9 protein-coding genes are annotated in these 12,637 nt (G+C 70.6%); 2 read left to right on the forward strand and 7 right to left on the reverse strand.

The window, feature by feature from the left end; all coding sequences use genetic code 11:
* Positions 1-108 precede the first annotated feature (108 nt).
* On the reverse strand, positions 109-2,067 hold the full coding sequence (htpG, locus tag BM070_RS20085; protein ID WP_092941226.1) for a molecular chaperone HtpG: 1,959 nt from the start codon (positions 2,065-2,067) through the stop codon (positions 109-111).
* 235 nt (positions 2,068-2,302) lie between these two features.
* Here htpG and aqpZ point away from each other — a divergent pair, with 235 nt between their 5' ends.
* On the forward strand, positions 2,303-3,004 hold the full coding sequence (gene aqpZ, locus BM070_RS20090; protein WP_092941228.1) for an aquaporin Z: 702 nt from the start codon (positions 2,303-2,305) through the stop codon (positions 3,002-3,004).
* Between the two features lie 120 nt (positions 3,005-3,124).
* Here the strand turns inward: aqpZ and BM070_RS20095 are convergent, their stop codons facing one another.
* From BM070_RS20095 to BM070_RS20105, 3 genes are all read right to left on the reverse strand, one after another.
* On the reverse strand, positions 3,125-3,853 hold the full coding sequence (locus tag BM070_RS20095) for a pseudouridine synthase (protein ID WP_245785316.1): 729 nt from the start codon (positions 3,851-3,853) through the stop codon (positions 3,125-3,127).
* Between the two features lie 379 nt (positions 3,854-4,232).
* A complete protein-coding gene (locus tag BM070_RS20100) occupies positions 4,233-6,599 on the reverse strand; it encodes a putative bifunctional diguanylate cyclase/phosphodiesterase (RefSeq protein ID WP_092941232.1) in 2,367 nt (788 codons plus the stop codon).
* Positions 6,596-7,231, reverse strand: coding sequence for a methylamine utilization protein (locus tag BM070_RS20105; RefSeq protein WP_245785313.1), 636 nt, complete (start codon positions 7,229-7,231; stop codon positions 6,596-6,598). The genes BM070_RS20100 and BM070_RS20105 overlap by 4 nt, the downstream gene beginning before the upstream one ends.
* A gap of 276 nt (positions 7,232-7,507) precedes the next feature.
* Here BM070_RS20105 and BM070_RS20110 point away from each other — a divergent pair, with 276 nt between their 5' ends.
* Entirely contained in the window at positions 7,508-9,214 is a 1,707-nt protein-coding gene (locus BM070_RS20110) for a methyl-accepting chemotaxis protein (RefSeq protein ID WP_092941234.1), read from the forward strand.
* Here the strand turns inward: BM070_RS20110 and BM070_RS20115 are convergent.
* From BM070_RS20115 to BM070_RS20125, 3 genes are all read right to left on the reverse strand, one after another.
* Positions 9,201-9,992: a Crp/Fnr family transcriptional regulator gene (locus BM070_RS20115; RefSeq protein WP_175518562.1), complete on the reverse strand. Its 792-nt coding sequence runs from the start codon at positions 9,990-9,992 to the stop codon at positions 9,201-9,203. The genes BM070_RS20110 and BM070_RS20115 overlap by 14 nt on opposite strands.
* 145 nt (positions 9,993-10,137) lie before the next feature.
* Positions 10,138-10,893 carry a general secretion pathway protein GspB gene (locus tag BM070_RS20120; protein ID WP_092941238.1) on the reverse strand — a complete coding sequence of 252 codons (756 nt, stop codon included), beginning with the start codon at positions 10,891-10,893 and terminating at the stop codon, positions 10,138-10,140.
* 6 nt (positions 10,894-10,899) lie between these two features.
* On the reverse strand, positions 10,900-12,570 hold the full coding sequence (locus BM070_RS20125) for an ExeA family protein (protein WP_092941240.1): 1,671 nt from the start codon (positions 12,568-12,570) through the stop codon (positions 10,900-10,902).
* Positions 12,571-12,637 lie beyond the last annotated feature (67 nt).

The following is a 12,637-nucleotide window of genomic DNA, read 5'->3' on the forward strand; positions in this document are numbered from 1 at the left end:
GCGTCGCAATCGTAACGCCAAGCCCTGATTTCATGGTCTTTTTCCATTAACAAACGGATAAACAACCCTAAGGAATCGCTTTTTTCCGACAAAGCCTTTTGTAAAAATTTACAACAGGAGTGCGTTCACACGCTTGACGTAGGCTGCCGGATCTTCCGGCAGCCCGCCTTCGGCCAGCAGGGCCTGGTCGAACAGGATGTGCGCCAGATCGTGGAAATGCACGCTGCCGTCGAGCTTCTTGACCAGGGCATGCTCCGGGTTCACCTCCAGCACCGGCTTGGTGTCGGGAGCCTGCTGGCCGGCCTGCTTGAGCAGGCGCGCCAGCTGGGTGCTCATGCCATCCTCGGTGGTAACCAGGCAGGCCGGTGAATCGACCAGGCGGGTGGTGACGCGCACGTCCTGCGCCTTGTCCTTCAGCGCTTCCTTGAGTTGGGCCAGCACGGGCTTGAAGCTTTCCGCGGCTTCCTCGGCAGCCTTCTTCTCGGCTTCGTCCTGCAGCTTGCCCAGGTCCACGGCCCCCTTGGCCACGGACTGCAGCGGCGTGCCGTCGAAGTCGTGCAGATAGTTCAGGGCCCACTCGTCCACGCGGTCGGCCATCAGCAGCACTTCGATGCCTTTCTTCTTGAAGACCTCGAGCTGCGGGCTGTTCTTCGCGGCGGCGAGCGTGTCGGCGGTGATGTAGTAGATGGCCTCCTGGCCCTCCTTCATGCGGGCCTTGTAGCCGGCCAGCGAGACGGTGGCGCTGTCGGTGGTGGTGGACGGGAAGCGCAGCAGCTTGGCGATGCGCTCGCGGTTGGCGAAGTCCTCGCCCAGGCCTTCCTTGAGCACCGCGCCGAATTCGGCGTAGAACTGGCTGTACTTGCCTTCCTTGGCCTTGTCTTCCTCGCTCACCACATCGGTCACGCCGTCGGCGCCCTCGCCGGCGGCATGCTGGTCGTGCTTGGCCAGGTCTTCCAGCATGGCCAGCACGCGCTTGGTGGAGCCCTCGCGGATGGCGCGCACGTCGCGGCTTTCCTGCAGCAGCTCGCGGCTCACGTTGAGCGGCAGGTCGCTGGAGTCGATCACGCCCTTGACGAAGCGCAGGTAGGTGGGCATGAGCGCCTCGGCGTCGTCCATGATGAAGACGCGCTTGACGTAGAGCTTCACGCCGGCCTTCTTGTCGCGGTTCCACAGGTCGAACGGCGCCTTGGCGGGGATGTAGAGCAGCTGCGTGTATTCGGTATTGCCCTCGACCCGGTTGTGGCTCCAGGTGAGCGGGTTCTCGTGGTCGTGGCTGATGGCCTTGTAGAAGTCCTGGTACTGCTCGGCCGTCACGTCCTTCTTGGGGCGGGTCCAGAGCGCGCTGGCCTTGTTCACGGCTTCCCACTCGCCGGTCTTGACCATGTCGCCGGGCTGATCGTTCTCGCCGTCCTTCCACTCTTCCTTTTCCATCAGGATGGGCAGGCTGATGTGGTCGGAATACTTGCCGATGATCGACTTGAGCTTCCAGGCGTTCAGGAACTCTTCGGCGTCATCGCGCAGGTGCAGGATGATGCTGGTGCCGCGCTGGGCGCGGGTGATGGTCTCGACCTCGAAGTCGCCCGTGCCGCCGCTGATCCAGCGCACGCCCTCTTCGGGCTTGAGGCCCGCGCGGCGCGATTCGACGGTGATTCGGTCGGCCACGATGAAGCCCGAATAGAAGCCCACGCCGAACTGGCCGATCAGCTGGCCCTGCTCGCTGGCGGTCTGCTTCTGGTCGCCGGAGAGGCGGCTCATGAAGTCCTTGGTGCCGCTCTTGGCGATGGTGCCCAGGTGGTCGATGGCCTCCTGCTGGCTCATGCCGATGCCGTTGTCGGTGATGGTCAGGGTCTTGGCGGCCTTGTCGAAGGACACGCGCACTTCGAGGTTGGGCGCGTCTTCGTAGAGCGCGCTGTCATTGAGTGCCTCGAAGCGCAGCTTGTCGCACGCGTCGGAGGCGTTCGAGATCAGCTCGCGCAGGAAGATTTCCTGGTTGGAATACAGCGAATGGGTGACCAGGTGCAGCAGTTGCGCCACTTCGGCCTGGAAGGAATGGGTTTGCTTGCTCATGGTAGGTGTGTGACTGAAACAGGATTCACGAAAAACACGACGCCCGCACACATCGGGGCGAGCCCGCCATTATCAAGAAGTGTGGATTGCACCCGAAGGAACGCATTGTTCACATTGGCGCCCTCCTGCCCGAGCCCCTGCCTGCCTAAGATTTCCCGGAGCCCGCCGACCCGTCGATCGCGGGCTTTTTTGCATCCATCCAACCAACCAACAAGCAGACGAGGGAAAACACACCGTGGGCAACCCAAGCAACATCAAAAAATGGACCGCCGAGTTCCTCGGCACTTTCTGGCTGACGTTCGGCGGCTGCGGCAGCGCCGTGCTGGCGGCGACTTTTCCGCAGTGGGGCATCGGCCTGCTCGGCGTGTCGCTGGCGTTCGGCCTCACGGTGCTGACCGGCGCCTACGCCTTCGGCCCGATCTCAGGCGGCCACTTCAATCCGGCGGTCTCCATCGGGCTGGCGGTGGGCAGGCGTTTCCGGGCGGCCGACCTGCCGGGCTACATCGCCGCGCAGGTGCTGGGCGCCATCGTGGCGGCAGGGCTGCTCTATCTGATCGCCACGGGCAAGCCGGGCGCCGACATCGGCGGCTTCGCCACCAACGGCTACGGGGTGCATTCGCCGGGTGGCTACGGCCTGATGGCGGCGCTGATCACCGAGGTGGTGCTCACCGCCGTCTTCCTGCTGGTGATCCTGGGGGCGACCTCGCGGCGCGCGGCCGAGAGCTTCGGCGGCCTGGCCATCGGCCTGGCGCTCACGCTGATCCACCTGATCTCCATTCCGGTCACCAACACCTCGGTCAACCCGGCCCGCAGCACCGGCCCGGCGCTGTTCGGTCCGGAGATCGCCCTCTCGCAGCTCTGGCTCTTCTGGGTCGCGCCCATCGCAGGCGCGGTCATCGGTGCCGTGATCTATCAGGCGCTGCTGTCGGACGACTGATCTTTCCGTGGCCCGGCGGGCGCAGGGCGCCCGGGCCCTCATGCCCCGCCAGCCCGCCCTTCAATGGCGGCCAATGCCTGCGAACGCTGGCCGGGGCAGCGAAGCCCCGCGCTTCGGGAATCAGAACCGCTCGTTCGGCCCCAGGTAGCGCCACTGGCCCACGGGCAGGTTGCCCAGCACCACGCGGCCGATGCGGATGCGCTTGAGGCCCACCACCTTCAGGCCGACCAGCTCGCACATGCGGCGGATCTGGCGCTTCTTGCCCTCGGTCAGCACGAAGCGCAGCTGCTCGGGGTTCTGCCAATCCACCTTGGCGGGCTTGAGCGCCTGCCCGTCCAGCGAAAGGCCGTGGCACAGGCGCGCCAGCTGCTCGCGCGGGAACGCCGACTGCACGTCGGTGGCCACCTCGCCGTACTGCACGCGCACCAGGTATTCCTTGTCCACCTCGGAGTTCTCGCCGATGAGCTGGCGCGCCACGCGGCCGTCCTGCGTGAGCACCAGCAGGCCGACCGAGTCGATGTCCAGCCGGCCGCAGGGCGCGAGGCCCCGCAGCTGCGGCGGCGAAAAGCGCATGCCGCTCGGGTCCTCGCGCCAGTGGGTGCGCGGGTTGATGAGCGCCACGGCCGGCGTGTGGCCGTCTTCGGCCTGGCCGCTCACGTAGCCCATGGGCTTGTGCATGAGGATAGTGACCTTCTGCTCCTGAAAGCCCTGCGCCACGCGCTCGACCTCGATGCGGTCGCCCGGGCGCACCTGCAGCCCCATGGGCGCGACCTCGCCGTTGACCTTGACCCAGCCCTGGGCGATCCAGTCGTCGGCCTCGCGCCGTGAACAGAGGCCCAGCTCGGCCATGCGCTTGTTGAGCCGCTGGGTATCGCCAGGCCCCGCCGCTGCCGCAGGCGCGGCCGGGGCGCGCACCGCAGCCGGCGGGCGGGCGGCCCAAGCCTGCGGAGCAGGCCGGGGCGGCACACGCGGCCCGGCACCACCACCGGGGGCGGCAAAGCCGCCGCGCCCGGGCCCGCCGGAGACGGCGGGGCGCGGCGCAGGCGTGGCGCCGCGGCGCACGGGTGCCGACGCGGGCGGCGCGCCGGCCGGGCGGCGCAGCGTGGGGCGGGCGGGCGGGCTCTGCGGCCCGGCGGGGGACGATGCAGGGCCGCTGCTGGAGGCAGGCCGGTCGGAGCCGGCGGGCGGGGAAGACGGAGTGCGGCGGGGCGGCGTATCGGACATGCCGCTATTGTGTCGCGCCGGACAGAGCGGATGACGCCTCCTGCGCACGGGTGCGCTCCATCCAGGCCAGGAACGCATCCACCGGCAAGGGCCGGCTGATGAAGTAGCCCTGCGCATCGTCGCAATGCAGGGCCTTCAGGCGCTGCAGCACTTCATCGGTTTCCACGCCTTCGGCCACCACCGTCAGGCCCAGGTTGTGAGCCAGGTCGATGGTCGAGCGCACGATCTGCGCGTCGCCGTCGGCCGAGGCCATGCCCATGACGAAGGACTTGTCGATCTTCAGCTCGTGCACCGGCAGCCGGCGCAGGTAGCCCAGGGACGAGTAGCCCGTGCCGAAGTCGTCGATGGACAGGCGAAAGCCCATGTCCGCCAGGCGCTGCAGCATGGCGGCGGCGCGGGTCGGGTCGTCGATGATGGCGCTTTCGGTGATCTCCAGGCAGAACGACCGGGCCGAGAGCCCCTGCCGCTGCAGCACCGCGCCCAGCTTGTTGTGCAGCTCCGGGTCCAGCAGGTCGTGGGCGGAGAGGTTGACCGACACGCGCAGGCCGGAGCCGCGCAGCGCGGGCCCGGACAGCAGGCGGGCGACCTCGCCGAAGACCCAGAGCGTGAGCTGGCGCACGAAGCCGGTCTGCTCGGCGAAGGGAATGAACAGCATCGGCGGCACCAGGCCGCGCTCGGGATGCTGCCAGCGCAGCAGCGCCTCGGCGGAGAACCCCGGCGGGCCGCTCAGGCCCACCTTGGGCTGCAGATAGACCCGCAGCTCGCCCTGCTCCACCGCGCGCCGCAGGTCGGTCAGCATCGAAAGGCTCTGCGGGCTCGACGAGTCCATGGACGTGTCGTACTGCATGATGCCGCCCAGATGCTGCTTGGCGGCGTACATCGCGATCTCGGCATGGTTGAGCAGGGCGTCGGCATCGGTGGCCGGCCCCGGGAAGCAGGCGATGCCGATGCCGGCGCTGATGTCCAGCGTCTGGTCGCCCAGCGCCAGCGGCGTCTCGAAGGCGCGCTGCACCCGTTGCGCGACGGCGGCGGCCTCTTCGGCGTCGGCGCCCGGCAGCAGGATGCCGAAGGTATTGCCGCCCACGCGGGCTCCCACGTCGGCATCGGTGCGGAACTGTCCGGCGATGCGCTCGGCCACGGCGCGCAGCAGGCGGTCGCCCACCGCATAGCCCAGCACGCCGTTGACGTGGCGGAAGCGGTGCAGGTCCAGCGACAGCACGGCGAAGCGGGCGGCCGGGCCCTCGGCCTCCAGCGCCTGCACCACCAGGCGGCGGAAATGCTCGCGGTTGGGCAGGCCCGTGACGCGGTCGGTGTGGGCCAGCCGGTGGATCTCGGCCTGCTGGCCGGCGATATCCAGGCGCATGCGGTCGAACGCGCGCGCCAGGTTGCCGATCTCGTCGCGACGCTCCATGTGCTCCATGGGCACGGCGTAGTTGCCGCTGGACAGCCGCCGGGTGCCCGCGATCAGCGAGCGCAGCGGAATGGTGAGCCGGTGCGCCATCCAGGCATTGGCCGCCGCGAACAGCAGCACGCCCGCCAGCGTGATCGCGCCCAGCAGCACCTGCAGCCGGTGGTAGGGGGCGACGACCTCGTCCACCGAGCGCAGGATCACGGCCTCCACCTGCCCGCCCACGCTGTCCATGGGAACCACGCGGGCCAGCAGCACGCCCTGCGCGGTGTCCAGCTCATGCACGGCGCCGGCCCGGCGCAGCTCGTCCGTCACCTCGGCGGGCAAGGTGCTGACCGGCACCGACCGGCTGCCGCCGGCGCCCGTTACCAGCAAGGCGATGTCCACCGAGCGCAGCTGCTGCAGCTCTTCGAGCTGCGCCCGGCTGATCGGGAAACCCATCAGCACCCAGCCGATGGTGAGCGGCGCCCGCATGGGCACCATCACGAATTGATAGGGCACGCCCTCCACCACCACGACGCGGCCGGTGTGCGAGGTGGCGCCGATCTGGCTCACCGCCTGCAGCAGCGCTGCCGAATGTTCGCCGCTCACGTCCTTGGTGCTGGAGGCCACCAGCGCCCGGCGCAGGTCCAGCATCGCCGTCACGGTGGCGCCGATGCGCCGGCCATGGTTGTCGAGCACCGACTGCATCGTCTCCACATCGCCCGACAGCACGGCCGAGCGGAAGCCGTAGTCGGCCGCCAGCAGGGTCGCGCCCTGCCGGAGGCGTTCGGAGTTGTGCTCCAGCACGCGCGGCCAGGCGCGCTCGTCGCCTTGCAGCGCGGCGTCGATCTGCGCATGCGCGTTGCGGTCGATGGTCGCGCGCACCACGGCGAAGCCGGCCAGCTGCACGATCAGCAGCAGCAGCAGTGACAGGCCCACCAGCCTGAAGATGAGGCTGCGCGGCAGCGCCCTGCACGTCACGGTTTTGCAGCCGCCAGACGCACCACGACGGGCGCGCCGCCGGGTTCGGACACGGTCAGGGCCTGGGCATGGGCCGCAGCACCCACCGGCAGGGCCTCGTGCCACACGCGCAGCTGATAGCTCCCCGCCGCCACGTTCTCCAGGCGCACGCTGCCGTCGGGCGCGGTGCCATGGGCGTAATAGGGCGTCTCGACCACCAGCACCCAGCCCACCATCTGGTCATGGATGTTGCAGCCCAGCACCACCACGCCCGGCTGGTCGAACAGCACCGGGTTGGCGGGCACGCCCGCATAGAGCTTGAGCTCGAACTTCTTGGCCGGCGAGAACGAATACACGTGGTGCCGCACCGTGTCGCGGTTCGGGAAACTCACCGCCGTGCCCACGGGCACGACCAGCACGTCCGGGTTGAAGCGCATCCGCTGCTGGACGATCTCCGCCCCGGCCACGGGCCGCACCAGGCGCTTGGCCTCGGGCGACTCCAGGAAGGCCACCGCACCAGGCAAGGGCTTGCCGGCGCCGTCCTGCACGGTGACCTGCACCGTGGCGGCGCATGCCGCCGTGGCCAGCCCCAGCGACAGGGCGCCCATCGAAATCTGGCAGACAAGCCGGCCGACGCCGATCACCGAACGCATGCAAGACCCTTCTTTGTAACAAACATGACCACGTGGGAGCCACCTTCCCCCGCAGCAAGCCGCGCTGGCGAGGATTATGAAGCTACTGAATTGATAGCTAAAAATTACGCCATGGCAGGGGACGGATCACACTTTAAATGGTTATGGTCGGGCGCGTGCGGCCCGTTGCCATTGTCGGGAGCTGTCCGGGGATTCTTTTGCTTTGTAACAAAAGCACGAAAAATCAAGGCATCCATCTTGCTGCAGTCCATGGCTGCATTTCCGCGAAAGTCCTACATGTCCGACTCCAACCGCCTTCGTTCCTTTTCGATCTCCACGCGCCTGTGGCTGGGGTTCGGCTGCATGCTGGTGCTGGTGCTGTCCATCGCGCTGGTGGGGCTGTGGGCGCAGTCCTCCATCCAGGCGCAGATGCAGTACATCACCGCCACCAGCGCCGCCAAGACGCGCCTGGTCAACAGCCTGCTGGACAGCGTGAGCGCGATGGGGCTGCACAGCCGCTCCGCCGCGATGCTCGCGGAGATGGACCCACAGCGCGCCAACGAACAGATCGCCGCCACCGCCAAGGCCCTGGACAGCTACGCGCGCGACGAAGCCCGCCTGCAGGCGCTGCTGCGCGACGACGGCGCCACCGCGGCGGAGCAGCAGATGTTCGCCGAGACGCAGGCCCTGGCGCTCAAGGTGAAGCCGGAGGTGATCGCCACGGGCAAGGCGATCGCCGACGGCGACACCGTCACCGCCACACTGGGCCTGATGACGCGCGTGGCGCCGCTGGAATCCGCCTGGCGCGCGCAGCTGGGCAAGATGGAGCAGCTGCAGCAGACGCTGAACGCCGCAGCCGTGGAAGCCGCCACCGCCACCCAGGAACGCGCCCGCCTCACCAGCGCGCTGCTGGTGGCGCTGGCCCTGGCGCTGGGCGGCCTGATCGCCTGGCGGGCCACGCGCAGCATCACCCAGCCCATCGGCCGCGCCGTGGTGGTGGCCGAGCGCATCGCCCGGGGCGACCTGACCTCGCAGGTCGAGGTCCGCATCCACGACGAGACCGGCCGGCTGCTGCTCGCCATCGCCGCCATGCAGGACCGCCTGCGCGCGCTGGTGGGCGAGATCAGCACCACGGCCGGCTCGATCCTGAGCGCGAGCGGCGAAGTCGCCTCGGGCAACCTGGACCTGAGCCAGCGCACCGAACACACCTCGCGCAGCCTGCAGCAGGCCGCATCCGCCCTGGGCGAGGTCACGCACACCGTGACGCAGAGCGCCGAAGCCTCGCAGCAGGCGCACCGCATGACCACCGCCGCCTCCGAGGCGGCCACGCGCGGCGGCGACGTGGTGGCGCAGGTGGTGCACACCATGGACACCATCAGCACCAGTTCGCGCAGGATCGGCGACATCATCTCGGTGATCGACGGCATCGCCTTCCAGACCAACATCCTGGCGCTGAACGCGGCGGTGGAAGCCGCCCGCGCCGGCGAGCAGGGCCGCGGCTTCGCCGTGGTGGCCAGCGAGGTGCGGGCGCTGGCCGGCCGTTCGGCCGACGCCGCGCGGCAGATCAAGGAACTGATCCTCGCGAGCGGGCAGCAGGTGGACCAGGGCAGCACCCTCGTCGGCCATGCGGGCCAGACCATCCGCGAACTGGTGGATTCGGTGCGCCGCGTCTCGGACATCATGGGCGAGATCACCGCCTCGGCCCAGTCGCAGAGCCAGAGCGTGATGCAGGTCAGCCAGGCGATGGGCGAACTCGACGGCATGACGCAGCAGAACGCGGCCCTGGTCGAGGAAAGCTCGGCCGCCGCCACCAGCCTGAAGGAGCAGGCCGACCGGCTGATGCACGCGGTGGGCCAGTTCCGCCTCGCGCGAGACCCGGCACAGGACGGGGAAGCCCGCCTGTCCCTGGCGCCTCAACCGCAGCCGCAGCCGCGGCCCCAATTCCAGCCCGCCATGCGGCTGCAGCCGGCGGCAGCGACCCGGCCGCAACTCAGCAGGCGCTGAGCGCCAGCGCAGCAGCCGTGCGCGCCCGGCGGCTGCGGCGGGCGCCCGTGCCGAGGGCGTCGGCAACCTGGGCGAAGTCCGCGCTGCGCAGCGCCGCCAGGTCGAGCACCCGCAGGCCGCCGTATTCCACGCGGATCGCGCCCTGCGCCTCCAGCGCCGCCAGGGCCTCGTTCACGCGCTGGCGCGACAGCCCCACCAGATAGGCCAGCTCCTGCTGCGTGATGCGCAGCACCTCGCCCACACCGGGATAGAGCACCGGATTGAACAGCGCCGCCAGGCTGCGCGCCACGCGCAGGTTGGGGTTGGTCATGCGGTCGATCTCGCGGGCGGCGATGAACTGGCCCAGCCGCTCGTTGAGCTGGCCCATCACGAAGCGGTTGAAGCCGATGGAGTGGTCGAGCAGCCAGTGGAAGGTCTCCAGCGGCAGGCCCGCCACCACGCTGCGGCGCAGCGTACGCACGTTGTAGCGGTAGGGCTCGCGCTTGACCACCGTGCCCTCGCCGAACCAGCCGCCGGGCGGCATGCCGGCAAACGTCATGGTCTGGCCCTGCTCGTTGTCGGTGCTCATCTTCAAAAGCCCCTCCACCACGCCGAACCAGTAGGTCACCGGCCGCCCCACCCGGCACACGTAGTCGCCCACCAGCGCATCGCCCACGCAGAGCGCGCGCACCGCCCTCTCCCGCTCCGGCGGCAGCAGCGCATCCAGCCACGGAATGCCGGCGAGTTCCTGCGACGAGGGCGCCCGGCGGCGCTGGTGCAGGGAAAGATCCTGGTTCATGCGCCCGAGCATGGAACAGGATGCGGCCCGGGCGGATGGGGGAATACCACGATGGCCCGGCCCCAAGGGCTGATTGCTACCAATTCAATAGCAAACAGCGCTTTCGGAACCTGGGCTGCAGGCCGATAGGCCCTGCAACGCGCCGCTACTTGGAAGGCACGGCGTAGCGGTAGCCCTGGAAGGCCCAGACCGTGCGGCCCGGCTCCACGCGCTCCAGCGTGAGGCCGGGCGCGGCGGCGTCGCCCTCGTGCAGCACCTGGCCGTTGACGATGGCCATGCGATAGACCGGGTTGGACGAATAGGTGACCCCGGCGATCTGCAGCGTGGGTAACTGCTCGCGCACCGAGGCCGGCAGATCGCCCGGCGCGAAGACCGTGCCGGCGGTGGTGGCCGGCCGCGCGGGTGCCGGGGCCGGCGTGGGCCGGGGCACGGTCGGTGCAGGGGCCGGTGCGGCCTCGGGCGCAGCGGACTGCCGTGCCGCCGGCTGCGGCGGTGCGGAAGGCGCAGGCGCGGGGCGGCTTTCGGCAGGCCGGGGAGCGGCGGGTGGCCTGACAGGTGCTGGAGCGGGGACGGGGGCGGGGGCCGGCGCAGGCGACGGGGGCGAAGGCACGACCGCCGCCGATGCCACAGGCGCCGGTGCCGGCGCGGCAGCGGGGGCACTGGCCTCGGGCGCGGTACGCGCGGCGGAAGCCGCAGGCCGCTGCCACCACCACATGCCGCTGGCCGCCAGTGCCGCCGCAGCGACCGCGGCCAGGGCGACCACCGCCACGGCCTGCGCGCGGCCGGCCGAGCCCCCCTCGGGCTGGCCCGGAGGCGGAGCGCCCGGGGTGTGCAGGCCGGGCACGGCGCCGCGCCCGCGTTCGGCTTCGGCGCGCCGCAGCGCATCAAGGATGTAGGACATGGTGTTTCAGTTTCCGGTGCTGAGGCGCGGTTCGCTCACGCCGGCGGCGCGGTTGAGCTGCATGAGGGTGAGCGGCCCGGCACGGCCGTCGGGCGTGAGGCCTTGGGCCACCTGGAAGCGGCGGATGCGCGCGCGGCGCTCCTGCTCCGAGCCGGCGTCGCGCCCGCCCGCGGCCTCGGCTGGCAGGTGCTGGTCGATCCAGTCGCGGCCGGCGGGCAGGATGGCCACGTCCCGCCCGGCCGTCACGCCCTCGGGCTCGCGCCAGAGGGTGGCCATCTCCCCGCGCCAGACCTGGGCGAGTTCGGCCACCGGCACGTGCAGGCTGTGGCCGCCCGCGCCTTCGAACGTGGCGACTTTGCCGTCCAGATGGCGCAGCACGGCCGCCACGGGCGCGGCGCCGCCTGCGGGGTGCAGGGTCAGCAGCGCAGGCCGGTCGAGCTGGCGCAGCAGGCTCAGGCTGGCGCGCGGCACGGCGTGGCAGGCCAGGCGCGCCGATGCCAGCCAGGCCGGGCAGTCATCGCCCTGGGCGGCGGCGGTACCCGCGGGTGGTGCCGCCCCCCAGGCGCGGGCCAGATCGGCCCAGGCCGTGCCCTCGCCCGCCGGCTGCGCTGCCAGGAAGGCCTCCAGCCCCTGCGCCGCGGAGGCGGCGGCCGATGCGGCGGAAGCCGGTGCCGAGGCGCCGGCCAGGGCGGCAGCTGCTTTTGCAGACGGTGCCGGCGATGCCGCCGATGCAGAAGGCCCATGCGCCTGCCAGGCCCAGACGCCCGCAGCCACCACCGCCGCGCCGGCCAGCGCGCCCACGGCGCCCACCGCGGCGGCGGGCCAGCGGCGGGGGCGATGGGCGGCCGGCCCCGGCGCGGCGCCGAACACCTCGCGCGCGGCACGGCGCACGGTGGCGTCGGTCACCACGCGCACGCCGGCCGCGTAGGCGCCCAGCAGGGCGCGGTCGCACAGCAGGTTGATGCGGCGGGGCACGCCGCGCGCCAGCCGGTGCACGCGCTGCAGGGCGCGCCGGTCGAAGGGCAGCGGCCCGGCCAGGCCCGCCACGCCCAGGCGGTGGGCGATGTACTGGGCGGTTTCCTGCGCGCTGAGCGCGTCGAGGTGGAAGCGCGCGATCACGCGCTGCGCCAGCTGCTCCAGCTCGGGGCTGGCGACCATGCCGCGCAGCTCGGGCTGGCCGATCAGGATGATCTGCAGCAGCTTGCGCTCGCTGGTCTCCAGGTTGGTCAGCAGGCGCAGCTGCTCCAGCACGTCGGGCGCGAGGTTCTGCGCCTCGTCGATGATGAGCACGTTGTTGCGCCCGGCCGCGTGCTGCGCCAGCAGGAAGGCGTTGAGCGGGTCCAGGCAGTCCTTGACGGTTTCCGCGCCCGGCACGGCCGGGGCGTGGGCCACGCCGAACTCGTCGCAGATGGAGCGCAGCAGCTCGGTGGCCGTGAGCTTGGGGTTGAAGATGTAGGCGACGTTGCAGTGCGCCGGGATCTGCTCCAGGAAGCACCGGCACACGGTGGTCTTGCCGGTGCCGATCTCGCCGGTCAGCAGCACGAAGCCGCCGCCTGCATCGAGGCCGTAGAGCAGGTGGGCGAGCGCCTCGCGGTGGCGGTCGCTCATGAAGAGATAGCGGGGGTCCGGCGCGATGGAGAACGGCGCGTGCTCGAGGCCGAAGAACGGGGCGTACATGGGCCGCGAGGATACCGCTGTCGCATGGCGGATCGCCCGGGAGCGGCCCCGCGCCTGCTGCGCTGCA

The sequence above is a fragment of the Paracidovorax wautersii genome, assembly GCF_900113035.1.
In the GTDB taxonomy this organism is placed as follows: domain Bacteria; phylum Pseudomonadota; class Gammaproteobacteria; order Burkholderiales; family Burkholderiaceae_C; genus Paracidovorax; species Paracidovorax wautersii.